The organism is Enterobacter sp. ECC-219, assembly GCF_043966805.1.
Lineage (GTDB): Bacteria > Pseudomonadota > Gammaproteobacteria > Enterobacterales > Enterobacteriaceae > Enterobacter > Enterobacter cloacae_N.
The window spans coordinates 106,668-132,999 of record NZ_CP143680.1; the positions used below are offsets into that span (position 1 = coordinate 106,668).

The 26,332-nt window shown below is 55.2% G+C and carries 23 protein-coding genes; 14 read left to right on the plus strand and 9 right to left on the minus strand.

The features are described from left to right. Positions 1–39 precede the first annotated feature (39 nt). The 8 genes from tldD to csrD all read right to left on the minus strand — a co-directional run bounded on the left by tldD (position 40) and on the right by csrD (position 12,304). Positions 40–1,485, minus strand: a complete 1,446-nt coding sequence (gene tldD / locus V1603_RS00530; RefSeq protein ID WP_395313379.1) for a metalloprotease TldD — start codon at positions 1,483–1,485, stop codon at positions 40–42. Between the two features lie 84 nt (positions 1,486–1,569). Beyond that, positions 1,570–5,367 (minus strand): AsmA2 domain-containing protein YhdP, encoded by a 3,798-nt coding sequence (gene yhdP, locus V1603_RS00535; RefSeq protein WP_395313380.1) that lies wholly within the window; start codon positions 5,365–5,367, stop codon positions 1,570–1,572. Positions 5,368–5,409: 42 nt separating this feature from the next. Then, the gene (gene rng, locus V1603_RS00540) at positions 5,410–6,879 is read right to left on the minus strand and encodes a ribonuclease G (protein ID WP_008502847.1); all 1,470 of its coding nucleotides are present in this window, start codon (positions 6,877–6,879) and stop codon (positions 5,410–5,412) included. Continuing rightward, on the minus strand, positions 6,869–7,462 hold the full coding sequence (locus V1603_RS00545) for a nucleoside triphosphate pyrophosphatase (RefSeq protein WP_116343538.1): 594 nt from the start codon (positions 7,460–7,462) through the stop codon (positions 6,869–6,871). Before V1603_RS00545 ends, rng begins: the two co-directional genes overlap by 11 nt. Before the next feature lie 9 nt (positions 7,463–7,471). Beyond that, positions 7,472–7,960: a rod shape-determining protein MreD gene (gene mreD, locus V1603_RS00550; RefSeq protein ID WP_008502849.1), complete on the minus strand. Its 489-nt coding sequence runs from the start codon at positions 7,958–7,960 to the stop codon at positions 7,472–7,474. After that, the gene (gene mreC / locus V1603_RS00555; RefSeq protein WP_032650442.1) at positions 7,960–8,976 is read right to left on the minus strand and encodes a rod shape-determining protein MreC; all 1,017 of its coding nucleotides are present in this window, start codon (positions 8,974–8,976) and stop codon (positions 7,960–7,962) included. Before mreC ends, mreD begins: the two co-directional genes overlap by 1 nt. 61 nt (positions 8,977–9,037) lie before the next feature. Continuing rightward, positions 9,038–10,081, minus strand: a complete 1,044-nt coding sequence (gene mreB / locus V1603_RS00560) for a rod shape-determining protein MreB (RefSeq protein WP_000913396.1) — start codon at positions 10,079–10,081, stop codon at positions 9,038–9,040. Between the two features lie 282 nt (positions 10,082–10,363). Next, positions 10,364–12,304: an RNase E specificity factor CsrD gene (gene csrD / locus V1603_RS00565; protein WP_192983834.1), complete on the minus strand. Its 1,941-nt coding sequence runs from the start codon at positions 12,302–12,304 to the stop codon at positions 10,364–10,366. Positions 12,305–12,486: 182 nt separating this feature from the next. On the opposite strand from csrD, the gene V1603_RS00570 reads away from it, so the two are divergent. The 14 genes from V1603_RS00570 (at position 12,487) to V1603_RS00635 (ending at position 25,419) form a co-directional block, all read left to right on the plus strand. Further along, positions 12,487–13,461, plus strand: a complete 975-nt coding sequence (locus V1603_RS00570) for an MDR family oxidoreductase (RefSeq protein ID WP_163329767.1) — start codon at positions 12,487–12,489, stop codon at positions 13,459–13,461. A gap of 77 nt (positions 13,462–13,538) precedes the next feature. Then, positions 13,539–14,540, plus strand: a complete 1,002-nt coding sequence (msrP, locus tag V1603_RS00575) for a protein-methionine-sulfoxide reductase catalytic subunit MsrP (protein WP_116343541.1) — start codon at positions 13,539–13,541, stop codon at positions 14,538–14,540. Beyond that, positions 14,541–15,140 carry a protein-methionine-sulfoxide reductase heme-binding subunit MsrQ gene (gene msrQ / locus V1603_RS00580; RefSeq protein WP_116343542.1) on the plus strand — a complete coding sequence of 200 codons (600 nt, stop codon included), beginning with the start codon at positions 14,541–14,543 and terminating at the stop codon, positions 15,138–15,140. Positions 15,141–15,374: 234 nt separating this feature from the next. Then, a complete protein-coding gene (aroQ, locus tag V1603_RS00585) occupies positions 15,375–15,827 on the plus strand; it encodes a type II 3-dehydroquinate dehydratase (RefSeq protein WP_163329768.1) in 453 nt (150 codons plus the stop codon). A 21-nt stretch (positions 15,828–15,848) separates the two neighbouring features. Further along, on the plus strand, positions 15,849–16,313 hold the full coding sequence (gene accB / locus V1603_RS00590; protein WP_008502856.1) for an acetyl-CoA carboxylase biotin carboxyl carrier protein: 465 nt from the start codon (positions 15,849–15,851) through the stop codon (positions 16,311–16,313). Positions 16,314–16,323: 10 nt separating this feature from the next. Then, entirely contained in the window at positions 16,324–17,673 is a 1,350-nt protein-coding gene (gene accC, locus V1603_RS00595; RefSeq protein WP_003860388.1) for an acetyl-CoA carboxylase biotin carboxylase subunit, read from the plus strand. A gap of 108 nt (positions 17,674–17,781) precedes the next feature. Further along, complete coding sequence (locus V1603_RS00600; RefSeq protein ID WP_395313381.1) at positions 17,782–18,024, plus strand: YhdT family protein; 243 nt, start codon at positions 17,782–17,784, stop codon at positions 18,022–18,024. Beyond that, entirely contained in the window at positions 18,014–19,465 is a 1,452-nt protein-coding gene (panF, locus tag V1603_RS00605; protein ID WP_395314013.1) for a sodium/pantothenate symporter, read from the plus strand. Before V1603_RS00600 ends, panF begins: the two co-directional genes overlap by 11 nt. An 11-nt stretch (positions 19,466–19,476) precedes the next feature. Continuing rightward, positions 19,477–20,358, plus strand: a complete 882-nt coding sequence (gene prmA, locus V1603_RS00610) for a 50S ribosomal protein L11 methyltransferase (RefSeq protein WP_116343546.1) — start codon at positions 19,477–19,479, stop codon at positions 20,356–20,358. Between the two features lie 138 nt (positions 20,359–20,496). After that, the gene (locus V1603_RS00615) at positions 20,497–21,237 is read left to right on the plus strand and encodes a carbonic anhydrase (protein ID WP_116343547.1); all 741 of its coding nucleotides are present in this window, start codon (positions 20,497–20,499) and stop codon (positions 21,235–21,237) included. Positions 21,238–21,567: 330 nt separating this feature from the next. Further along, a complete protein-coding gene (gene dusB, locus V1603_RS00620; protein WP_008502861.1) occupies positions 21,568–22,533 on the plus strand; it encodes a tRNA dihydrouridine synthase DusB in 966 nt (321 codons plus the stop codon). Between the two features lie 23 nt (positions 22,534–22,556). Continuing rightward, positions 22,557–22,853 carry a DNA-binding transcriptional regulator Fis gene (fis, locus tag V1603_RS00625; protein ID WP_000462905.1) on the plus strand — a complete coding sequence of 99 codons (297 nt, stop codon included), beginning with the start codon at positions 22,557–22,559 and terminating at the stop codon, positions 22,851–22,853. Positions 22,854–23,032: 179 nt separating this feature from the next. Further along, positions 23,033–23,197 (plus strand): DUF2556 family protein, encoded by a 165-nt coding sequence (locus V1603_RS00630; RefSeq protein ID WP_014885446.1) that lies wholly within the window; start codon positions 23,033–23,035, stop codon positions 23,195–23,197. Between the two features lie 140 nt (positions 23,198–23,337). Beyond that, positions 23,338–25,419: a putative bifunctional diguanylate cyclase/phosphodiesterase gene (locus tag V1603_RS00635; RefSeq protein ID WP_395313382.1), complete on the plus strand. Its 2,082-nt coding sequence runs from the start codon at positions 23,338–23,340 to the stop codon at positions 25,417–25,419. Here V1603_RS00635 and envR read toward each other — a convergent pair. Then, positions 25,335–26,051, minus strand: a complete 717-nt coding sequence (envR, locus tag V1603_RS00640) for an acrEF/envCD operon transcriptional regulator (RefSeq protein ID WP_116343549.1) — start codon at positions 26,049–26,051, stop codon at positions 25,335–25,337. The two genes, V1603_RS00635 and envR, sit on opposite strands and share 85 nt — an antisense overlap. Positions 26,052–26,332: the final 281 nt, after the last annotated feature.

Sequence of the window (26,332 nt, forward strand, 5' to 3'; positions counted from 1 at the left end):
GCCCCTTTGGGGAGAGGGCCGGGGTGAGGGGGGAGAAAATTACGCCGTGCCGCCCACCGTCAGGTTGTCCACTTTCAGCGTTGGCTGGCCCACGCCAACCGGCAGGCTCTGGCCCTCTTTACCGCAGACGCCCACGCCGTTATCCAGCTTCAGATCGTTGCCGACCATGGAGATCTGCTGCATGGCTTCAATACCGGAGCCAATCAGCGTCGCACCTTTGACCGCTTTGGTCACTTTTCCTTTCTCGATCAGATACGCTTCTGACGTGGAGAAAACAAACTTACCGGAAGTGATGTCCACCTGGCCGCCGCCAAAGTTTGGCGCAAAGATACCGTAGTCCACGGATTCGATAATCTCCTGCGGTGTGGATTTGCCCGGTAACATGTAGGTGTTGGTCATGCGCGGCATCGGCAGGTGCGCGTAGGATTCACGACGGCCGTTACCCGTTGGCGCTACGCCCATCAGGCGCGCGTTGAGTTTGTCCTGCATATAGCCTTTCAGCACGCCGTTTTCGATCAGCACGTTGTACTGGCCTGGCGTACCTTCATCGTCGATAGCCACCGAGCCGCGACGATCGCGCATGGTACCATCATCCACCACGGTGCAAAGCTCAGAGGAGACGAGCTGCCCGATCTGGCCGCTGAACACGGACGTTCCGCGACGGTTAAAATCGCCTTCCAGACCGTGGCCCACCGCCTCGTGCAGCAGCACGCCCGGCCAGCCTGCGCCCAGCACCACCGGGAGTGTTCCGGCTGGCGCCGCGACGGCATTCAAGTTCACCAGCGCCATGCGCACGGCTTCTTTTGCCCACGCGTCAGCGCGCGCTTCGCCGTCAACGTCGCCCAGGAACCAGTCATAGCCGAAACGGCCGCCGCCGCCGCTTGAGCCGCGCTCGCGTTTGCCGTCGTCATCGACCTGCACGCTGATTGAAAGACGCACCAGCGGACGCACATCGGCCGCCAGCGTACCGTCCGTTGCCGCCACCAGAATCAGTTCATACACACCACTCAGGCTGGCGGAGACTTCCTGCACGCGTTTGTCGGCGGCACGCGCCACTTTGTCCACGCGGCGCAGAATGTCCAGCTTCTCTTCACGGCTCATGCTCTGCAGCGGATCGATGCTGGTATAGAGCGCAGAGTGCTGCACTTCACCCAGAGTTTTCACGCGACCATCGCCGGCATCGCGCACAATGGTACGCGCGGCCTGCGCGCTCTGCTCAAGCGCGGCCAGGCTTATCTGGTCGGCATAGGCAAAACCGGTTTTTTCGCCGCTCACGGCACGCACGCCGACGCCCTGGTCGATGTTGTAAGAGCCATCTTTGATGATGCTGTCTTCTAAAACCCAGGATTCGTGATAGCTCGACTGGAAATAAAGGTCGCCGTAGTCGAGACGGCGTTCGGTCAGTTGACCAAGAATGGAGAACAGGTCCTGATGGCTCAGGCCGTTCGCTGCGAGCAAATGTTCACTTACCAGGTTCAGACTCATCGTATTGCTACTCGTTCGTTGCCGCCCGTGGCGGTATAAAGATCGTATTTATTGAGAGTGAGGCAATTACCTGCCCACGTCAAATCATTGCTGTGCATCTTTGCGCGGCTGGCGCAGCACCTCGTTAATCTGCGGTTTATCGACCGGACCGGTAATGCGGTAGCGCAAAATGGAGACCTTGCTCCACAGCGGCCCCAGCACTTTACTGGCGGCAAACACCGCCGCACCGACAATCGGGTTCACCACAAAGGCCGCCGCCACGCCAACGCTCGCGGAAATTTCCGGCGCCACCACGGCTTCCATATCCAGCTCGCGACGCACGAGGTTGACCGAGCCCTTCATGGCGATATCCGCTTCAAGGCCATCCACCAGCGTGTCGTCCGTGTGCAGAACGCCGTCCTTGATCCACGCCGTACTTCTGATGGAATCGTAGTAGAAGCCTTCGCTGAAGGTGTCGCTAAAATCAAAGCGCAGCTTGCGCAGCAGCGCATCAAAACTCAGCAGGCGCAGGATCTGTCCGGCGCGCCCCGTGCTCACGTCGGCGATTTCGCCTTTGCCAAAGTGTGTTTTCAGAATGCCGTTCAGTGACGCTTCGTCCGGCTTCCAGGGGGCATCACGCCAGTGAAGATCGTAATTGATGTTAAATGACGAACCGCGCAGCGGCGTGCTGATGCCAAAGAAGTTGGCTGCCGCATCCAGCTTGTTGCCTTTAATGTCACCCTTCAGGGACGTTCGCTGCTCGCCCGGGTTATTCACCCATTCCCCGCCCGCCGTCATGCGGCCAAAGCCAGTGTCGATCAATCCACCGGAGAGCTTGAGCGTATTCCCCTGGATGGCAAAATCACCGTCGATACGGCCGTACTTTTGCCCCCACAGCCAGCACTCCGCGCAGCGCAGCTGCACATCGGGCCAGCCGCTAAAATCGACGCGGGAAGTATTACTCAGCGGCGAGGCATTCGCCGGTTTATCTTTACCCGCGGCGGCCGGGTTGTAATAGAGATAGCGAATCGCTGCCTGCCACGGCGCGTTGTTGCGCATGGTCAGCGTGCCGTTGATCTCCCGGCCCTGTGCCTCCACTTTTGAGCCGTTAGCGGTTGGCTGAGAGACAATGCTCAGGTTGTTCCATTGCTGTCCGCCCAGCATCAGCGACGGCGTGCGTACGGTAATGGTCTGCGGGAACTGGGCGGCCTCATCAACGTTTTGCCCAACGCCTTTCTGGAACAGCGCCAGCCACTCCGCGCCGTCCATCGGCGGGAGGTTAAGCTCAACACCCGCATGCTCAGGCAACGGCGGCGTGGTTTTGCTGTCCGTCGTCCAGATGGCTTTGTCGAGGGTGAGCTTGCGGTTAAGCAGCCAGCGGCTGTTGAAGTGGTTTGTTCCGCCCGCGCTTCCGGTCAGCGCGAAGCTGTCCAGATTGCCATCCACGTTAAGCTTCACCGGCAGCGACTGTCCGGCCTGTTTATCCAGCGGCGCAGGCAGCTGGCTTCGAATATTCTTCAGGTCACCCGTAATGTCGACCTTATACTGTGCCCCCGCATGATAAGGCAGATCGATTGCCACTTTGCCCTGCCAGGCGACCGCGCCCGCCACTGACGCCTCAATCGGCTTCGGCAGGACCTCCATACGCGACGGCTGCCAGTTGCCGTCCAGATTGACGGCCACCTGATAAGCCTTTTGCCCCTCGGCTGTCGAGAAATCGATATTCACGGGCTGATTAAACCAGCTGGCGGTAAGCGGCTCGCTTTTCAAATTACCGTTCACAAAGCTGAACTGTCCGCTGAGGTTTTTGAGGGTGCTATCAAGCGGTTTAATGTACAGGCTGTTGTTCTTCAGCCGGACGTCACCTTTGGCGGTGGTCATCTCACCGTCCAGAGGGATATCAAGATGTAAGCGAGCATTCACATCGCCATCGAGCTGGAGCTGCTGAAGGGTCGCCGCCAGCGACTCTTTCAGTGGCGTCTCCTCAAAGTACGGTCCCACCGCTTTCCCCGGGCCGTTGATGTCGGCATCAATCAGCAGCTTCTCTTTTGAGTAGTCCGGGATGTTGGCCGTCAGGTTGCTGGCCGTCACGCCGCCCAGCGCCACGCTGTCGGACTTCATCCATAGTCCGTCGTTGAGGAAGTTAAGCTCGATATCCAGGTTTTTCAGCGCGGGCCAGCCCGGCTGGAACGCGAAGGTCGCGTTATGCAGCGGCACCAGCACCTGAAACTGGCCTTCATTATGTTTGTACGGGAAAAGATGCGGGTTACCGCCGTAGACCAGCGTGGCATTGTCCGCCTGACCGCCCTGAATTGCGCCGCTCAGATAGTCGACCAGCGCCTTACCCATCAGGTTTTCCGGGAAGTATCGCCAGGCCTGAGAGCCGTCATCGGTGCTGATCCCGGCCAGAATGCCCAGCCACGGCTCATCACCTGCAGGCTGCAGATAGCGGAAATCGCCGCGCGCGTGAACCGCTTTGGCTTTCACATCGATATGGCGGCCATCAAGCTGGAAACCTTTGTCGTTACGTAGCCAGTTAAGCACAGCGCTGCCCTGTTCAATCTCCAGCGGCGCGCGGAAGACCGTCTCGTAAGGCATTTTGGCGTTGTGCATATTGGCCGTCAGCCTGCCGTTATCCACGCTGCCTTCCAGCTTGCCGCTGAAATGCTCCGCACCCGGTAGCATCTTCCACTGCTTCCAGGCAAGGTCTTTCCAGGATGCCTGGAAACGGGTTTTTTCCGTCGCCTGGAGCGGGATATCCAGCGCCAGAGAATCAATATTTCCGCTCGGCTGCGTCGCCAGCCAGATCTCGCCCAGGTCCGGAGAGAGTTTTGCGGCCATCGAGCGCAAGCCTTCAATGGCCGCCAGATCCAGGTTACTGGCGCGGATGCGCAGCTCATCGCTGCGTTTGCTGACCGCGCCGCCCACGTCCTGCTCTGGCATCCAGGCCAGCGTCAGCGCACCGCGCGGCCACGGCTTGCCGTCCATCGTGATACGCGTATCGGGGATGGCAAACTGCCAGCCCTCTTTCTCCTGCGTCACGTGCGCGGTGAGGTTATCGACGGAAAGCTGATGCTGCTGTTTTTCGCCCTTCCAGCTCGCGCCCCCCTGCTTCAGCCAGATATCGCCGCTGGCAAATTTCCCTTTCGTCAGGGTCATCCAGCCCTCAAGGCTGAAACGGGCGGTTTCCAGCTGCATATTTTGCTGTAACCAGTCGCCGAGCCAGGGCTTCACGTCCACATCGTCGGCCTGCAGCCAGACTTTACCGTTGTTTAGCAGGCCATCATCGTCCCGCAGGTCCATACGCACCTGCATGACGCCGTGCTGGCCGTTCAGGCTGGAAAGATTAACCTGCCCCTCGGCGCGGTGCCGATCCTTACCGTTGAGCCAGGTTAGCTGCGGGATCGCCAGCTCGGCGCGCTGGCCGGAAAGTGTAATAAAGCTCACTTCGCTGTCACGGAGATCGAAATGATCGAACTGGCGGAGAAAGAGATCGCTGAAGCGGTTGGCTTCGAGGCCCTGATTGTTATCACCGCCCGTCAGCGGCGTATTGGTCAGAAACTGGAGTTGATAAAAGGTGAGATCGCGAAACTGCCAGCGCAGATGCAGCAGGCTTTGCCAGACGTCCAGCGCCAGGGTTACGCGTTTGATTTTCAGATAGCCGCCGTCTTTCAGGCTTGCGTTGATGTCCCGGACATCGAGCGTCGGACCAAAATTCTGCCAGCTGGCGCTGACCTGGCTTACGTCCACCGGCACGCCGGTGGTGGATTCGATTTTCGCCAGCAGCTGCGGACGCCAGCTGTCCAGATGCGGTAAAACGAGGCGTAGCCCGCTCACGAGCAACGCGACAATCACGACCAGCGTTGCCCCTGTAAGCAATAAAATCCCCGGCAATCGCCTCACGCATCTCTCCTTGTCAGCTTTCGTCACGCAGCGAACTGCGTTTTACATCATTACGACGTCAAACTGCTCCTGGTTATAGAGCGGTTCAATTTGTACTTTTACCTGTTTGCCGACAAAGATTTCCACTTCCGCCAGCGCGTGCGACTCTTCGCCTTTCAGCGCTTCAGCCACCGCAGGGGAAGCATAGACCAGAAAACGATCGGAGTCGTAGGCATGATGCACACGGACGATTTCACGCATAATTTCGTAGCAGACGGTCTCAACCGTCTTTACCGTTCCGCGTCCATGGCAGGTTGGGCATTCATTACACAGCACATGCTCAACGCTTTCACGGGTACGCTTGCGCGTCATTTCTACCAGCCCCAGCTGTGAGAAACCGTTGATGCTGGTCTTAACGCGATCTTTACTCAGCGCCTGCTCCAGCGAGTGCAGCACGCGACGGCGATGGTCTTCATTACTCATATCGATAAAGTCGATGATGATAATGCCGCCGAGGTTGCGCAGACGAAGCTGGCGCGCAATTGCCTGCGTGGCTTCGATGTTGGTGTTGAAGATGGTGTCATCCAGATTGCGATGGCCGACAAACGCACCGGTGTTGATATCAACGGTGGTCATCGCTTCGGTCTGATCGATGATCAGGTACCCGCCGGACTTCAGTTCGACCTTTCGCTCCAGGGCGCGCTGGATCTCGTTCTCGACGTCATAGAGATCGAAGATCGGCTGACGCCCGGTGTAATGCTCCAGCAGGCCCGGCATTTCCGGGATGTATTCAGCGGTAAACTCCAGCAGCGCTTCATACGTCAGGCGAGAGTCCACGCGGATGCGGTCGAGCTGCGCATCGGCAAAGTCACGCAGCACGCGCTGCGCAAGCGCCAGTTCACCATAGAGCTGGTAGCGGGTCTGGTTGCGTTTTTTACGCTCCATCACTTTGGTCCAGACGCGCTTCAGGTAAGCCGCATCCGACGCCAGGTCTTCTTCGCTGATCCCTTCTGCGGCAGTGCGGATAATAAACCCGCCCTGTTCATCGCAGTAGGCGCTGACCACTTTCTTCAGACGCTCGCGCTCGCTTTCGCTCTCAATACGCTGCGAAACACCCACGTGCGACGCGCCAGGCATAAAGACCAGATAGCGGGAAGGTAAGGTGATGTCGGTGGTCAGACGGGCACCTTTGGTACCGAGGGGATCTTTCACCACCTGCACCATCAGATCCTGTCCCTGACGCACCAGTTCAGAAATATCGCGCACGGCAAACTGCTTTTGCTCTTCGCCCGCGACGCACTCGGTGTGCGGCATGATGTCGGAGGCATGTAAAAATGCCGCCTTATCCAGTCCAATATCTACAAAAGCCGCCTGCATACCCGGCAGTACACGACTGACACGACCTTTGTAGATATTGCCTACTATTCCGCGCCGCGCTTCACGCTCAATATGAATTTCCTGAAGAATGCCACCGTCAATATAGGCCACACGGGTTTCCGATGGCGTTACGTTTACCAACAATTCAGCCGTCATAATTATCCCTTCCCTCACGCAGTGAGTTAAAATTACTCAGCAACTCATACGTTTCCACCAGCGGTAAGCCGACTACGGCGTGATAGCTGCCATTAATCTTCCTGACAAAACAGCCACCCAGCCCCTGAATACCGTATGCACCTGCTTTATCCATCGGTTCACCGCTGGCGATATAAGCGGCGATCTCGTCGTCGGTTAGCACTCTGAACGTGACATCCGTAACCACCAGGCAATCCAGCACGTGCTGGCTGTCCGCCAGCGCGACGGCTGTCATCACCTGATGCGTTTGTCCGGACATTTTGCGCAGCATGCGCGCCGCATCGGCTGCGTCATGCGGTTTCTCAAGGACTTCACCGTTAAGGATAACGATGGTATCTGCTCCCAGCACGGGCAGATCGCGCGGCACGCAGGCCACGCCCGCCTGCGCTTTCTCGCGTGCCAGGCGAGACACGTACTGCTGAGCACTTTCGCCCTCAGCACGTTTTTCTTCAATGCCGGTCACGATGCGTTCAAAAGAGACCCCTAACTGCGTCAGGAGTTCCTGACGGCGCGGGGAGCCGGAAGCAAGATACAGAGACGTCATAGAAACCTTTTATTGCACAGCAAACTGCTGGCGAACCTTACGCATCAGCAGGAATAGCCACGGCCAGAGCACACCATTTACTACACTACTCCAGAACACTTCCGGTCGGAAAGAGACGTTGATCACTAAAAACTCTGCCCAGAAAACAACGATATCCGCAGCAAGCGACAACAGCATCACGACCAGGGCCTGTTGCCAGAGCGCGAGGTTACGAAAGAGCTGGAATTTCAGTGCGACGAGGTACGCAATAATGCTCATGGACAGGGCGCGCACGCCCAGCGTAGAGCCACTAATGAGATCCAGTATGGCACCCATCACAAAACCCGTGCCGACATTTACGCGGTGCGGCAGGGCAAGGATCCAGTAAAGCAAAATGAGCAAGACCCAGTTTGGCCGGAAAACGAGAATGTTATCCGGCCAGGGCATAATCTGCAGCAACAGTGCGATGAGGAACGAGAGCCAGATGACCCAGCGTCCCTGGCTACGATAACTTGCCACTACTGCCCTCCCGAAGAGAGTTTAGGCGGTGGCGGCGCGTCCGGCAGCGGCTGCGTTAAACCGGTTGCCGGCGCGGGCACTGGCGCAGGCGGCCCCATAGAGTCCGCTGGCGGGAGAACTTGCGGCATCATCTGCATCAGGCGCTCGTTCGCCACGCGATGCACCTCTTCAGGCGTCATCGGATTAGCACCGTTACGATCGGCACCCCAGAGCAGCAGCAGGTAGCGCAGACGCTGTAAACCGGCGGTTGGACGGGCCTGAATCACGGTGTACGCACGCTGAGTATCCAGCTTAACCGAAGAGACCACCGCAACCGGGTAGCCCTCAGGGAAGCGTCCACCCAGACCGGACGTCACCAGCACGTCGCCGACACGGATGTCCGTGTTAGCCGGCAGGTGTTCCAGCTGCAGATCGTCCGTGCAGCCGTTACCGGCCGCAATCACGCGGATATCGTTACGCAGGACCTGGATCGGCAGTGCGTGCGTGGCGTCACAAATCAGCAGCACGCGGCTGGTCAGTTTGGCGACGGCAACAACCTGGCCTACTACGCCCTTATCACTGATGACGGGCTGACCTTCATACACCCCGTTCACGCTCCCTTTGTCGATCACAACCTGATCGCTGTAGGGGTCGTTCACGGTGGAGATCACCTGGGTAACCATCTTCTGCTCGTCCTGACGCAGCGGCGAGCCGAGCAGTTCACGCAGACGCGCGTTTTCCTGCTTGTATTGCCCCAGCATCAGCAGTTCGCTGTTTTTCAGCAGCAGTTCCTGGCGTAATGCCCGGTTTTCAAGTTCGAGCTGGTCTCGTGAAGACAACGTTTGAGAAACGGAGTCGAGCAGTTCACGGGGACCATTTGATATAAAGTAGAAAGGACTGACGGCGGTATCCATGTACGTTCGGATCTGGCTGAACGTACCGAGGCGGCTATCGGCAATAATGACGCCAAGCGCAACCAGAACCGCCAGAATGAGGCGAAACTGTAGCGATGGGCCACGGCTAAAAATTGGCTTCATAGGCTATGCGTATTCTCGTGTCAGAGAGAAAGGGTAGCGATTCGCTACCCTTTCACCATGACTACTCTTCGCTGAACAAGTCGCCGCCGTGCATGTCGATCATTTCCAGCGCCTTGCCACCACCACGGGCGACGCAAGTCAGTGGATCTTCTGCAACTACGACAGGAATACCTGTCTCTTCCATCAACAGGCGGTCGAGGTTACGCAGAAGCGCACCACCACCGGTCAGAACCATACCGCGCTCGGAGATATCGGACGCCAGCTCTGGTGGACACTGCTCCAGCGCAACCATTACCGCGCTCACGATGCCCGTCAGTGGTTCCTGCAGTGCTTCCAGAATTTCGTTGGAGTTCAGGGTAAAACCGCGTGGCACACCTTCCGCCAGGTTACGACCACGTACTTCGATCTCACGCACTTCATCGCCCGGATACGCAGAGCCGATTTCGTGTTTGATACGCTCTGCGGTGGCTTCACCGATCAGAGAGCCGTAGTTACGGCGCACATAATTAATGATGGCTTCATCGAAGCGGTCACCACCGATACGTACGGAAGAGGAGTACACCACGCCGTTCAGAGAGATCACGGCCACTTCAGTGGTACCGCCACCGATATCCACCACCATAGAACCGGTAGCTTCGGAAACAGGCAGGCCAGCACCGATGGCCGCAGCCATTGGCTCTTCAATCAGAAACACTTCACGTGCACCTGCCCCCTGGGCAGATTCACGGATTGCGCGACGTTCTACCTGGGTTGCGCCAACCGGCACACACACCAGAACACGCGGGCTTGGGCGCATGAAGCTGTTACTGTGAACCTGCTTGATGAAGTGCTGAAGCATTTTTTCAGTCACGAAGAAATCAGCGATAACGCCGTCTTTCATTGGGCGAATGGCGGCGATGTTGCCAGGGGTACGACCCAGCATCTGCTTCGCGTCATGACCCACTGCGGCCACGCTTTTCGGCGAGCCTGCACGATCCTGACGAATGGCCACAACAGAAGGCTCATTCAATACGATGCCTTGTCCTTTTACATAAATAAGGGTATTCGCGGTACCCAGGTCAATGGACAGGTCATTGGAAAACATGCCACGAAATTTTTTCAACATACTAAGGGATAATCCTGAAAGCTGGGGCGGAAAACAAAATCCGCTTACTTTACCAACCACACGCAGCAGCGACAAGGCGCAAAAATCATCTGCAACGGTGAAAATTTGTGCAGTACGTTTCCTGATGTTACAAATTCATCCCCTGACTCCCTCAGGGCTGAGTAAACAGTCGTGTTCCTCACTGGCATTTGTAACCCGTTAAAGGTCGTTCACTGGCTTTTTGCTCGACATACTCAAAGCTACAGGCGCGATATTCTACGTGAAAACAACGTAAACGGCAGGTCAAACAGAGTATCTTTGCAAATATTTTTTCACGTTGGTGTCAAGCGGCTGAGAGGCGGCAAAAAAATCGCCCTGACCGCCCGTCACCCCGCGCTCTGTTAACATCTGCCATTCGCCTCTGGAGCGCACGCCTGCGGCAAATACCTGTGTTCGTGTTCCCTTGCACGCTTCAACCAAACTCTGAACCAGCAGCTGGTTTTCCGTGCGCTTTTCAATATTTCTTACCAGCCCCGGATGTAGCTTTAATAGCTCCACATCCAGCTCCTTGATCCAGTTGGTACTAACCAGCGTTAAACCAGCCTGCGTTACCGCGACACGCGCACCGAGCGCGTTGATCAAACGGACCACTGGACGCAACCGGCTGATGTGTTGACCTACATCCGCCTCAGCAAGTTCAAAAATAATGTGTTTGCGTTGCGATTTTTCGCATTGCATTAATGTATCACGCAGCCAGCGCTGAAAACGCGGACGTATTAATGACTCAACGGTGACCTGTAACGCCAGATTCTCTTCCGGCCAGAATGATAAAAACGGAATCAAGCGTGTAATTTGCTGGCGGTCATACTCTTCGGAGAGCCCAAATTGCAGCACCATTGGCAGATATTCCGCAGAAATAACCTCTTCCGTCCCGTCGAAAATACGGCACATCAATTCCCGGTGATGGACATAGCCGTTTTTCATGACCGCCGGTTTTTGATATATACGTGGCCCACCACGACTCAGCATTTGCTCAATCAACGTACGCCAGCGCACGTTTCCGCGGCCTTTTTCTGGCAGCGAATCATCATAGACAGCCCATCCGTTCGCCCCCTGTAGCACGGCGTTGCGGGTGGCCGCTTCCGCATGCTCCATCACCTGTTCTGTCGACTGTCCGCCGCGCCAGGCGCAGATCCCCATATGGACCATATCGTCTCTGTCGAGCATTTTGCTCTGCGGCAGCGCGTCGACGGCCTTCAGCAGCTGGCTGGCAATACTTTCTGATTCCTTCAGCGTGCGGTGCGGCAGCAATACGGCAAAATCGCTGCGGTGGTAGCGGGCCAGCAGAGCCCCCGGGTAGCGCAGAATAAAGGTGGAGAGCAGGTTGATCAGCGTAAAGAGATTTTCTTCCGCCGCCCGCTGCCCCCATGTGTCGCGCAGCAGATCGAAATCAGGCAGGCGAATCATCATCACCACCCCGTGCGTGCCCACTTTCTCCGGGTCGTCGAGCAGCGTGGCGAGTTGGTTGTCAAAGAAAAGGCGGTTGTTAAGGCCGGTTTTATTATCCTGCGCGGCATAAGAGCGGATCAGCGTATCCATACGGCTGCGCTGGTCGCTGGCAAACTGGATTTCTGAGAGCAGCGTATCCAGCGCGCTGCTGGCGCGTGACGGCCATTCATGGACCGAGCCGCGAACCTGCGGGCCGCGTTCACCGTTCAGGATACGTACGGAGCGGATCTCCAGCAGTTCCTGACCAGAGAGCTGGCGGCGCAGCCAGCGGACCGCGAGGAAAATCAGCAAAATAATGAAGGCGACGGCGACAGTGAGCGGCGCGGTGGTCATCATGGAACGGAAATAGCTGGCCATCGGATCAAGGTAGACCATGCGTATGGTCATACCCGGATTTTTGAGGGAGTGCACCGTCACTTCCCGATACTGGCTCACCACACCCGCAGGTCGATAGCTGTCCTGCCGTTCATGGCTTAAAACCGGATGCTTTCCCTGCTGAATGTCGATCTGGATAATATCAACCGGCACCATCAACTCATCCAGCTCCCGGGAAAGCTCAGGAAGTGGAGTGGTCAACAGACGCGTATCAATGACCGACGCAACGGACTGCACCCGGTTGACCAGTTTGTCCTGAATGGCGTTATAAAAGCTCAGAGAGCAACCAAGAAGCGTGACAAAGATGGTAAGCCCCGTCAGCAGGGTGATAAAAGCCGAGAACTTCGTCGTTAATCGCATCCTTGAGATTACTCCGTGGGTTGATGGGGTAGCGAGTAAGCGCTAACTTGCATTTCAAATGCGGCATACTACCAAACCTGGCGTATCTGGCAATTTATTGCGTTAAATCGGCATTGCTTTACCCTGAGCGAGTATAGTCTTCAGGAACTATTTTCCAATCATCTGAGCCGTGAGGACCCCGTATGCAGGCTTTAATCTTAGAACAGCAGGACGGCAAAACGCTTGCCTCAGTACAGGCCGTAGAAGAGACTCGCCTGCCGGAAGGCGAAGTTACCGTCGACATCGACTGGTCCAGTTTAAATTATAAAGATGCGCTGGCGATCACCGGTAAGGGTAAAATCATCCGAAATTTCCCTATGGTGCCGGGTATTGATTTTGCTGGCCGGGTTCATAGCAGCGAAGATCCCCGTTTCCATGCGGGCCAGCAGGTGCTGCTCACCGGCTGGGGCGTGGGCGAAAATCACTGGGGCGGCCTGGCAACGCAGGCGCGCGTGAAGGGTGACTGGCTGGTGCCCATGCCGAAAGGCATGGATGGCCGCAAAGCGATGATCGTCGGTACCGCAGGCTTTACTGCCATGCTGTGCGTGATGGCGCTGGAAGAGGCGGGTGTTCGCCCTGAGTCAGGTGAAATTGTTGTGACCGGGGCCAGCGGTGGCGTGGGGAGCACGGCGGTCACGCTGCTGCACAAGCTGGGTTATCAGGTTGCGGCGGTGTCCGGCCGTGAAAGCACGCATGATTATCTGCGTCAGCTCGGTGCCAGCCGCATTCTTGGCCGCGATGAGTTTGCCGAGACCCGCCCGCTGGAAAAACAGGTCTGGGCAGGCGCGGTCGATACCGTCGGTGATAAGGTGCTGGCAAAAGTCCTGGCGCAGATGAACTACGGCGGCTGCGTGGCAGCCTGCGGCCTGGCGGGCGGATTTGCCCTGCCAACGACCGTGATGCCATTTATTCTGCGTAATGTCCGCCTGCAGGGCGTGGATTCCGTGATGACGCCTGCGGCTCGCCGTACTGAGGCATGGGAGCGTCTGGTGCGCGATTTGCCGGAATCTTTCTATACGCAGAGCGCCACCGAAATTACGCTCAGCCAGGCACCTGAATATGCCAGTAAGATTATGGATAACCAGTTCCATGGTCGCGCGCTGGTGAAAATCGCCTAATCTTCAAATTTTCGTGACATATTCGCGCGAATCCTTCTCCTCCGTCATGCTTAGGAAAACGCATGATGGAGGATGCCATGAAAAATCGAAAACTGACGGAAGCCGACGTAACGTCTGAGTCTGTCTTTATGCTACAGCGCCGCCAGATCCTGAAAATGCTTGGCATCAGCGCCACCGCCCTGACGCTCTCTCCAGCGGCACACGCCGACCTGCTCGACTGGTTTAAAGGCAACGATCGCCCGAAGGCTCCTTCCGGCGCCCCGCTTACCTTCACCAAACCCGAGCAATGGCAGAACAAACTCGCGCTTACGCCGGAAGATAAAGTCACCGGCTACAACAACTTCTACGAATTTGGTCTGGATAAAGCCGATCCTGCCGCCAATGCCGGCAGCATGAAAACCGATCCGTGGACGCTGAAAATCGACGGCGAAGTGGCAAAACCCCTGACGCTGGATCACCACGATCTGACCACACGCTTCCCTCTCGAAGAGCGTATCTATCGCATGCGCTGCGTAGAGGCCTGGTCGATGGTGGTGCCCTGGGTAGGCTTCCCCCTGCATAAGCTGCTGGCGATGGTTGAGCCCACCAGCAACGCAAAATACGTCGCCTTCCAGACGCGCTTCGCCCCGGACGAGATGCCGGGCCAGAAAGACCGGTTCATTGGCGGCGGGCTGGAGTATCCGTATGTAGAAGGGTTACGCCTCGACGAAGCCATGCATCCCCTTACCCTCCTGACCGTCGGCGTTTACGGCAAGGCGCTTCCGCCGCAAAACGGCGCTCCCATCCGTTTAACCGTGCCGTGGAAATACGGCTTCAAAGGGATTAAATCGATCGTCAGCATTAAGCTGACCCGCGAACGTCCGCCAACGACATGGAACCTGGCGGCACCGGGTGAATACGGCTTCTTCGCCAACGTGAACCCGCATGTGGATCATCCCCGCTGGTCGCAGGCGACGGAACGCTTTATCGGCTCCGGCGGTGCGCTGGACGTAAAGCGCCAGCCCACGCTGCTGTTTAACGGCTATGCGGATGAAGTGGCCTCGCTGTACCGTGGCCTCGATTTACGGGAGAACTTCTGAGTGCGATTAACGGCAAAGCAGATCGCCTGGCTGAAAGTGCTTCTGCACCTGGCCGGGTTACTTCCTTTTATATGGCTGTTCTGGGCCGCAAGCCAGGGCCTCTTTAGCGCCGATCCGGCAAAAGATATCCAGCATTTTACGGGTCGGATGGCTCTGAAATTTTTGCTGGCCACCTTGCTCGTCTCGCCGCTGGCGCGCTACGCTAAACAGCCACTATTGATACGCACCCGTCGGCTTTTAGGGCTATGGTGTTTTGCCTGGGCGACCCTGCACCTAACCAGCTACGCCCTGCTGGAACTGGGAATTAACAATCTGACACTGCTTGGCCGCGAACTGGTGACTCGACCTTATCTGACGCTGGGTATTGTGAGTTGGGTGATTTTACTGGCGTTAGCGCTGACCTCCACGCAATATGCGCAGCGAAAGCTGGGCCGTCGCTGGCAGCTGCTGCACAACTTCGTCTATCTTGTCGCGATCCTCGCACCCATTCATTATCTGTGGTCGGTGAAGATCCTCTCTCCGCAGCCGATCCTTTACGCGCTGGCGGCCGTAGCGCTTTTAGCATGGCGTTACAAGAAGTTCCGCCAGTGGTTGCGATAGTTCGCGAAACTGTGCGTTTTCCCGCAGATTACCTCTCAACCGCAAATCTTTTTTGGATTGCGGTTGATAATCTTCCCTGATAAGACCAGTATTTAGCTGCCAAATGCTACGAAATCGTTATAATGTGCGACCTTGGTTCGCCTGACAGTGGTTTTGGGCCTCTGAAAAGGTGACATTTGCGCTTCGACGGTATATTTTGTTTTTTACCCGAGAATCGCAGGAGATAGCGGCATAATGACTGATAAGTTCCATATCTTAGTTTTAAACGGACCGAACCTGAACATGCTCGGCACCCGTGAGCCAGAGAAGTACGGCACGCTGACATTGAGCGAAATTGTTAACCGTCTGAGCACGGAAGCAGCGTCACTGAATGTGGATTTGGATCATTTTCAGTCAAACGCGGAGTACGCAATCATCGACCGTATTCATCAGGCTAAAGACAATGTGGACTATATCCTGATCAATCCGGCCGCGTTTACGCACACCAGTGTTGCTATCCGCGACGCACTGCTCGCGGTGAGTATCCCGTTTATCGAGATCCACCTGAGTAACGTGCACGCCCGAGAGCCGTTCCGCCACCATTCGTATCTGTCGGATATCGCTGCTGGCGTTATCTGCGGACTGGGCGCAGACGGCTATTCATACGCTTTACAGACAGCGGTAAAACGCTTGTCACAATCACACTAAACAAGAGTACGGAACCCACTCATGGATATTCGTAAGATTAAAAAACTGATCGAGCTGGTTGAAGAATCAGGCATCTCCGAACTGGAAATTTCTGAAGGCGAAGAGTCTGTACGCATCAGCCGTGCAGCCCCAGCCGCTAGCTTCCCGGTAATGCAGCAAGCTTACGCTGCGCCAGTGCAGCAGCCTGCGCTTTCCGCAGCCGTTGCGCCAGCAGCAGCTGAAGCCGCACCTGCCGCTGCAGCAGAAATCAGTGGTCACATCGTACGTTCCCCAATGGTTGGTACTTTCTACCGCACCCCGAGCCCGGACGCGAAGGCGTTCATCGAAGTGGGTCAGAAAGTCAACGTAGGCGATACCCTGTGCATCGTTGAAGCGATGAAAATGATGAACCAGATCGAAGCAGACAAATCAGGTACTGTGAAAGCGATTCTGGTCGAAAGTGGTCAGCCGGTTGAATTTGACGAGCCGCTGGTCGTCATCGAGTAACGAGGCGTACATGCTGGATAAAATTGTTATCGCCAACCGCGGCGAGATCGCACTGCGTATTCTTCGTGCCTGTAAAGAACTGGGCATCAAGACCGTCGCTGTGCACTCAAGCGCGGATCGCGATTTAAAACACGTATTGCTGGCGGATGAGACGGTCTGTATTGGCCCGGCTCCGTCCGTAAAAAGCTATCTGAACATCCCGGCTATCATCAGCGCCGCTGAAATCACCGGCGCGGTGGCAATTCATCCGGGTTACGGCTTCCTCTCTGAGAACGCCAACTTTGCTGAGCAGGTTGAACGCTCTGGCTTTATCTTCATTGGCCCGAAAGCCGACACCATCCGCCTGATGGGCGACAAGGTGTCTGCAATCACCGCGATGAAAAAAGCCGGTGTTCCAACCGTACCAGGCTCTGACGGCCCTCTGACCGACGACATGGATGCTAACCGTGCTCATGCTAAACGCATTGGCTACCCGGTTATCATCAAGGCGTCCGGCGGCGGCGGCGGTCGCGGTATGCGCGTTGTGCGCAGCGATGCTGAACTGGCGCAGTCCATCTCCATGACCAAAGCGGAAGCGAAAGCGGCTTTCAGCAATGACATGGTGTATATGGAAAAATACCTGGAAAACCCACGCCACATCGAAATTCAGGTGCTGGCCGACGGTCAGGGTAACGCGATCTATCTGGCAGAACGTGACTGCTCCATGCAGCGTCGTCACCAGAAAGTGGTCGAAGAAGCGCCAGCGCCGGGCATTACCCCGGAACTGCGTCGCTACATCGGCGAGCGTTGCGCCAAAGCGTGTGTCGATATCGGCTATCGCGGGGCGGGTACCTTTGAGTTCCTGTTCGAAAACGGCGAGTTCTACTTCATTGAAATGAACACCCGTATTCAGGTTGAGCACCCAGTTACCGAAATGATCACCGGCGTTGACCTGATCAAAGAGCAGCTGCGTATCGCCGCAGGCCAGCCGCTGTCCATCAAGCAGGAAGAAGTTGTGGTCAAAGGCCATGCGGTAGAGTGCCGTATCAACGCCGAAGACCCGAACACCTTCCTGCCAAGCCCGGGTAAAATCACGCGTTTCCACGCGCCGGGTGGCTTTGGCGTGCGCTGGGAATCTCATATCTACGCCGGTTACACCGTACCGCCGTACTATGACTCAATGATTGGCAAGCTTATCTGCTACGGCGAAAACCGTGACGTGGCGATTGCCCGCATGAAGAACGCCCTGCAGGAATTGATCATCGACGGTATCAAAACCAACGTTGATCTGCAGATGCGTATCATGAGCGACGAGCACTTCCAGAATGGTGGGACGAACATCCACTACCTGGAGAAAAAACTAGGCCTGAACGAGAAGTAAGAGAGCTGTGTTGCTAAAAGGCCGGATTATCCGGCCTTTTTTATTTCTGGGGATCGCAAAGCCCCATCATGTACAATCCCCGCTTTCTGCATCCACAAGGGACTAAAAATGGACAAACGTTTTGTTCAGGCCCATAAAGAAGCGCGCTGGGCGCTGTGGCTGACCCTTCTCTATCTTGCCGCATGGTTAGTAACCGCTTACATACCTGATTCAGCTATCGGCATTACCGGCCTCCCACACTGGTTTGAAATGGCCTGCCTGCTGGTACCAATGGTGTTTATTCTGCTGTGCTGGGCGATGGTGAAATTCATCTACCGGGATATTCCGCTGGAGGACGATGATGCAGCTTGAAGTCATTATGCCGCTTGTCGCATACCTGCTGGTCGTGTTTGGTTTATCCATCTATGCCATGCGTAAAAGAGCGACCGGCGCTTTCCTGAATGAGTATTTCCTCGGCAGCCGTTCGATGGGCGGCGTTGTACTGGCGATGACGCTGACTGCGACCTATATTAGCGCCAGCTCGTTTATTGGCGGCCCCGGTGCGGCCTACAAGTACGGGTTAGGCTGGGTATTGCTGGCTATGATCCAGCTGCCTGCCGTCTGGCTTTCGCTGGGCATACTGGGCAAAAAATTTGCTATTCTGGCGCGCCGTTATAATGCCGTGACGCTCAACGATATGCTCTTTGCCCGCTATCAGAGCCGCTTGCTGGTGTGGCTGGCGAGCCTGAGCCTGCTGGTGGCCTTTATCGGTGCGATGACCGTACAGTTTATCGGCGGAGCACGCCTGCTGGAAACGGCGGCCGGAATCCCTTACGAGACGGGCCTAATTATCTTCGGGGTAAGCATCGCGCTGTATACTGCGTTTGGTGGATTCCGCGCCAGCGTGCTGAACGATACGCTGCAGGGAATGGTTATGCTCATCGGCACGATCGTTCTGCTGGTGGGCATTGTCCATGCCGCGGGTGGACTCACTCACGCGGTGGAAACCCTGGAAGCGATTGACCCGAAACTGGTCTCGCCGCAGGGCGCAGATGATATCCTCTCTCCGACCTTTATGACCTCTTTCTGGGTGTTAGTCTGCTTCGGAGTGATTGGTCTGCCGCATACCGCCGTGCGCTGTATCTCCTATAAAGACAGTAAAGCCGTTCACAAGGGCATCATTATCGGGACAATTGTGGTCGCGATCCTGATGTTTGGTATGCATCTGGCGGGGGCATTAGGGCGCGCGGTGATCCCCGATCTTACCGTGCCGGATCTGGTGATCCCGACCCTGATGGTTAAAGTGCTGCCCCCCTTTGCCGCCGGGATCTTCCTCGCCGCACCAATGGCCGCCATTATGTCGACCATCAACGCCCAGTTACTGCAAAGTTCCGCTACGATCATTAAAGATCTCTATCTGAACCTGCGCCCTGAGCAGGTTGAAAATGAACGTCGCCTGAAGCGGATGTCTGCCGTCATTACGCTGGTGTTAGGAGCTTTACTGATGTTAGCCGCATGGCGTCCGCCGGAGATGATCATCTGGCTGAATCTGCTTGCGTTTGGCGGTCTGGAAGCCGTTTTCCTGTGGCCGCTGGTATTGGGTCTTTACTGGGAACGCGCGAACGCTGCAGGCGCGCTGAGCGCAATGATTGTTGGTGGTGTGCTTTATGCCATCCTTGCGACATTTAAGATTCAGTACCTGGGCTTCCATCCGATTGTGCCTTCGTTACTGCTAAGTTTACTGGCGTTCGTGGTGGGGAACCGTTTCGGTCAGCCCGTCCCACAACCCGCTATGATTTCTCCTGATAAATAAAGAGTTTTGCCATGCCGTGGATCCAACTAAAACTGAACACAACCGGCGCGAACGCCGAAGAGCTGAGCGATGCGCTGATGGAGGCAGGCTCCGTCTCCATTACCTTCCAGGACACGCATGACACGCCGGTCTTTGAACCGCTGCCAGGCGAAACGCGCCTGTGGGGCGATACCGACGTGATTGGCCTGTTCGATGCCGAAACCGACATGAAAGAGGTGGTGGCAATTCTGGAAAACCATCCCCTTCTGGGTGCGGGTTTTGTGCATAAAATCGAACAGCTGGAAGACAAAGACTGGGAACGGGAGTGGATGGACAACTTCCACCCGATGCAGTTCGGCAAACGTCTGTGGATCTGCCCAAGCTGGCGCGAGGTTCCCGATGAAAATGCCGTCAATGTGATGCTTGACCCAGGCCTGGCGTTTGGCACCGGTACCCACCCAACCACGTCCCTGTGCCTGCAGTGGCTGGATGGTCTGGATCTGGAAGGTAAGACGGTGATCGACTTCGGCTGCGGTTCCGGGATCCTCGCGATTGCCGCCCTGAAACTGGGCGCGGCGAAAGCCATCGGGATCGATATCGATCCGCAGGCCATTCAGGCCAGCCGCGATAATGCCGAGCGTAACGGCGTCTCCGATCGCCTGGAGCTGTATCTGCCTGATGCGCAGCCAGAAGCCATGAAAGCCGATGTGGTGGTCGCTAACATTCTCGCGGGCCCGCTGCGTGAACTGGCGCCATTAATCAGCGTGCTGCCCGTTGAGGGCGGTATGCTGGGGCTTTCTGGCATCCTGGCAAGCCAGGCGGACAGCGTTTGCGAAGCCTACGCCGATCTTTTCGCTCTCGACCCTGTTGTGGAGAAGGAAGAGTGGTGCCGTATTACCGGTCGTAAAAAATAAGTATTTAGCGTGGTCCTCTGACCACGCCTTTTCCCCTCTAATATTCCTCCCACCCCCTGTCTGCCTCCGGTAAAATAACCATACAAATCATATTGATATATTTTGATTTGGATAATAAAAATTCACAGGAAGAATATTATGAAACACGTTTATAGCAAGGCAGCGCTGTTAGCGCTGAGCATGATCTCGGCTTCAGCATGCGCATCACACTGGAGCTACAAAGGTGAAAGTTCACCGGAGCACTGGGGCGAACTGGATGAAGCGTACAAAACCTGTAACAGCGGAATGAACCAGTCTCCCATAAATATTGATTCGACCGCTAACGCCCATCTCACTCCGCTGCAAACGCACTACATTGACGGCCCTGTAACGCTAACAAACAATGGCCATACCATTCAGGCAAGCGAGCAGGCCGACACCCGCGACAGCATCACTCTGGATAAGCAATCCTGGACGCTACAACAGTTCCATTTCCACGCGCCGAGCGAAAACACCGTGCATGGCAAGCATTACGCGATGGAAATGCATCTGGTGCATAAAAATGAGAAGGGAGAACTGGCAGTGGTTGCGGTCATGTTCGACAAAGGGGCCGAGAATCCGGAGCTTGATAAACTGTGGAACGTGATGCCTCAGCAGGCTGAGCTGAACGTCTCCATCAAACAGGATCTCAACATGAATAAGCTGCTGCCGGAAGATAAAACGTACTGGCGTTTTAGCGGTTCGCTCACCACGCCACCCTGTTCAGAAGGCGTCACCTGGATCGTGCTTAAACATCCTCTGACGGTCTCCGCTGAACAGCTTGAGAAATTCACCCACACAATGCATCACGATAATAACCGTCCGGTACAGTCCCTGCATGGTCGTCTTGTGGTCGAATAACCTGCATTTTTTGCCCTGAGATCATGTTCTAAAATGCGACGTAGATCGCAAACAAGCGGGATAGTCTGCTGCTAAAAACAGCAGATTATCCCGCTCATATGTCGCATTTCTTCAGAATTGATGAGAAGTTACGGGAAATTGTAAGCGCCCATAAAACAACCATTCACGCATAACCTAATGATTTAAATAATGAATAATTTTCAACGTAAAGATTGAGCGGCGATTCCTTGATCTATAACAGTGGATTGTTCAAAGTTTGGCCTTTCATCTCGTGCAAAAAATGCGTAATATACGCCGCCTTGCAGTCACAGTATGGTCATTTCTTAACTCATGCGCATCGGACACCACCAGCTTAGAAATCGCCTGATCGCAGCCCCTATGGCAGGTATTACCGACCGGCCGTTCAGGACGCTGTGCTATGAGATGGGAGCCGGTTTAACCGTATCCGAGATGATGTCGTCTAACCCGCAGGTTTGGGAAAGCGATAAATCCCGCCTTCGGATGGTGCACATTGATGAACCAGGGATTCGCACCGTGCAAATTGCCGGAAGCGTGCCTGAAGAGATGGCAGATGCCGCGCGTATTAACGTGGAAAGTGGTGCCCAGATTATTGATATCAATATGGGTTGCCCGGCCAAAAAGGTGAATCGCAAGCTTGCAGGTTCAGCCCTTCTGCAATACCCCGACCAGGTGAAAGCTATCCTGACGGCGGTTGTCAGCGCAGTGGACGTTCCTGTTACGTTGAAGATTCGCACGGGTTGGTCGCCGGAACACCGTAACTGTGTAGAGATTGCCCAACTGGCCGAAGATTGTGGTATTCAGGCCCTGACCATCCATGGACGCACTCGCGCCTGTTTGTTCAATGGTGAAGCTGAATACGACAGCATTCGGGCAGTTAAGCAGAAGGTTTCCATTCCGATTATCGCGAATGGCGACATAACTGACCCGCTTAAAGCCAGGGCTGTACTCGACTATACGGGAGCTGATGCTCTGATGATAGGACGTGCAGCTCAGGGAAGACCCTGGATCTTCCGGGAAATCCAGCATTATCTGGACACTGGGGAGCTGCTTGCCCCGCTGCCTCTGGCAGAGGTAAAGCGCTTGCTTTGTTCGCATGTTCGGGAACTGCATGACCACTATGGTCAGGCAAAAGGGTACCGAATTGCGCGTAAACACGTCTCCTGGTATCTCCAGGAGCACGCTCCAGATGACCAGTTTCGGCGCACATTCAACGCCATTGAGGATGCCAGCGAACAGCTGGAGGCGTTGGAGGCATACTTCGAAAATCTTGCGTAATGAAATAAAGAGCTGACAGAACTATGTTCGAACAACGCGTAAATTCTGACGTACTGACCGTTTCTACCGTTAACTCTCAGGATCAGGTAACTCAAAAGCCCCTGCGTGACTCGGTTAAACAGGCACTGAAGAACTATTTTGCTCAACTGAATGGTCAGGATGTTAATGACCTGTATGAGCTGGTACTGGCTGAAGTTGAACAGCCACTGTTGGACATGGTGATGCAATACACCCGCGGTAACCAGACCCGCGCTGCGCTGATGATGGGTATCAACCGTGGTACTCTGCGTAAGAAACTGAAAAAATACGGCATGAACTGATACTAATCAGTTAAATGCTTGTTTAAAAAGGCGCTACCTGGCATGGGGATGCGCCTTTTTTATTGCTTTGTTCTGTCACCGTCAACGCTTTGTAAACCTTCGCTTATCCCGCTTTTAAACCGTTTCTTTTCGTGTATATTTCCACCACTTCAGTGGCTCTCTTCACGCGGAATGACACAATGATTCGTAAATACTGGTGGCTGGTTGTCTTTGCAATCTCGGTTTTCCTTTTCGATGCCCTCCTGATGCAGTGGATTGAACTGATGAGCACCGAAACCGATAAGTGCCGCAATATGAACTCCGTGAACCCGCTGAAATTAGTGAACTGTTCAGAACTCGATTAACGACCTGACGCCGCTTCCTCTCCCCCGTATTACCCACTAAAAACGGGGATTTAAATTCCTTTGAGCCGTTACCTGACGGTGATAATGTCTCGCCCTTCTCAACCTCTCCCGCGTAACGTCACATTCGAGTAGAACCGACCATGCTGGTTAGCCAATACAACCCTATCCTTGTAGTCCTCTCCTTCGTTGTTGCCATCCTTGCGGCTTACACCGCGCTGAATATGGCTGCACGTGTCGCCGGGAGTCAGGGCGTCGCAGCGCGCATCTGGCTGGTGGGAGGCAGCGTTGCAATGGGCATTGGCGTATGGGCCATGCACTTTATCGGCATGCTGGCGATGGACCTCTCCATGAGCATGAGTTACAACGCGAGCCTGACGATGTTATCCATGGTCATTGCCGTAGGGTCGTCACTGTTTGCACTATGGCTCGTCAGCTGTGAACAGCTGCGCTTGCGCCGCCTGCTCCCCGGCGCTCTGGTGATGGGAATCGGGATTGTTGCCATGCATTACACCGGTATGGCGGCACTGGAGGTGATGCCAGGGATCATCTGGGACACGTTGTGGGTAGCCATTTCGGTCGTGATTGCTCTTGCCGCTTCGCTTGCAGCATTGTGGCTGACCTTCCGCCTGCGCCACGAAGCAGCGCAGGTGGTGCTGATGCGCCTGGGAGCCGCCATCACGATGGGAATTGCCATCGCCGGTATGCACTACGCCGGGATGAAAGCCGCGCAGTTTCCAATGTCCACAATCGTTCACCATGAGGGTATTAACGGCAGCTGGCTGGCCGTGCTGGTCAGCGTCGTCGCGCTCTCTATTCTTGGGATAACCCTGCTGGTGTCGATGCTGGATGCTCGCCTGCAGGCACGTACCGCCCTTCTGGCCTCGTCGCTGGCAGAAGCGAACCGGGAACTTGCGCAACTGGCGCTGCACGATACGCTGACGCGTCTGCCCAACCGTATCCTGCTGGAGGACCGGCTCGATCAGGCCATCAGCAAAGCAGACCGTGAAGGTACCCATTTCGCCCTGATGTTCATGGATCTCGACGGTTTTAAAGCCATCAATGACGCCTACGGCCATGATGTCGGTGACAGGCTGCTGGTCGCCGTTACGCAGCGTCTGCTGCATCTCCTGAAGGGCCAGTTTACCCTTGCACGTATTGGCGGTGATGAGTTTGTTCTGCTTGCTGAGGGAGAAGGTCCGGACGATGCAGCCTCGCTGGCAAATTCGCTGGTGCGGGCGATCGATAGCCCGTTCACTCTCGACCCCTACGAACTGGTGGTAACGCTTAGCATTGGTATCGCCCTGTACCCTCACGACGGCAAAACCGAACGTGAGCTGATGTTTAACGCCGACGCGGCGATGTACCACACCAAGCATATGGGCCGAAACGGGTATCACTTTTTCCAGCCCTCTATGAACACGCTGGCGCAGACCCATCTTCAGTTAATGAACGATCTGTGGATGGCTATCGATCGCAATGAACTGCGCCTGCTTTATCAGCCAAAATTTCACGCGCCCGCTGGCCCCCTCCTCGGGTTTGAGGCGCTGCTGCGCTGGCAGCATCCGAAGCAGGGTTTACTGACGCCGGATCTTTTCCTGCCGCTGGCGGAAAAAACCGGGCTTATCATTCCTATTGGTAACTGGGCGATCAATGAAGCCTGTCGCCAATTGCGAGAATGGCATCTTCAGGGGCATCGGAACTGGTCAATGGCGGTAAACCTGTCGACGTTGCAGTTTGAACAGCCCTCGCTGGTTAAAACAGTGCTCGACTGCCTGGAGCGTCATCACCTCCCGCCGGAAATGTTGATCCTGGAAGTCACGGAAACCACGGCAATGAGCAACCCCGATGAGAGCGTGCGGGTGCTGACAGAGCTGACGGATGCAGGTGTGAAAGCTTCGATTGATGATTTTGGGACCGGATATTCGAGCCTGCTGTACCTCAAGCGTTTACCGGCCTGTGAACTGAAGATAGACAGAGCGTTTGTGAAAGAGTTAAGCGGGGAAAGCGAGGATGCCACCATTGTCTCTGCGATTGTAGCCCTCGCGAAAACGCTCAACCTGAAAGTCGTGGCTGAAGGTGTGGAAACCGAAGCGCAGCAGGCCTTTTTGACGGAACTGGGCTGTCATACCTTACAGGGTTATCTGTTAGGTAAACCCACCAGCGCGCAGACCATCGAGGCGCTTTGCGCACGGGGTGAAATGTTGCCGGGCGCTGAGCTGTAGTCATCACGAGGCGACACTCGCAAGACAGGGAGTGTCGCCAGAATACTGTCGACCAGGGCTGGCGCCTGCTGATAAAGATTAAAACTGTCGGTATTCATTAACCAGTTTTTAATGATGCCGCTAAAGAAACCGTGGAATACGATCATGGTCAGTTCAACGTTCACCTGCGACGAAACAATGTTCTGAGAAATACAATTCTCCAGAGTGACGCGCAAAAAATCATAATTGAACCAAATGCGTTTCCGAATTTCATTTTCTGAAATCATATCGCTAGTAAATTCACACTTATGATACAAGATTTGTAACAGCGCACATTGACGAGGTTCGTGCGCGATATATTGCAGCGCAGTAATAAATTGCTCACGAAGCATTAACAACGGATCATCACTCTCGGAGAAAGAGAGCCTGTCGCGAATGATGTCACGCAGCGGTAATTGCTGTTCCCAAATGGCATTAAATATTTCTGCTTTACTGTTAAAGTGCCAGTAGACAGCACCGCGCGTAACCTTTGCGGCATCTGCGATATCGGTCAGCGTCGTGCTGGCTACGCCCCGCGTCGCAAACTGCCCGATAGCCGCTTCAATCAACTGCTGTCGGGTTTGTTGAGCCTCTTCTTTCTTTTTACGCGCCATTGGCAGCTACTCTTAACTCACTGGGTATATATGTAACATCAGGTTCGGATGGCTGGAAGTATTCACTAAAAGCCGTTTTATTTTTGCACAAAAAAAGTCAATTTACTTAATCTATAATTAATGCAAATACATCCTTAAAATCAAATTCATGAAATGAATACTTTATCCATTAAGCTCTATTAACCTGATTTACCGGGCAGAAGTATATCCGTATTTTCTACGGGACTGATTCTGATTTTCCTCCAGGGCCTCGTTATTCGCACTTATAAATTAAAAAACAT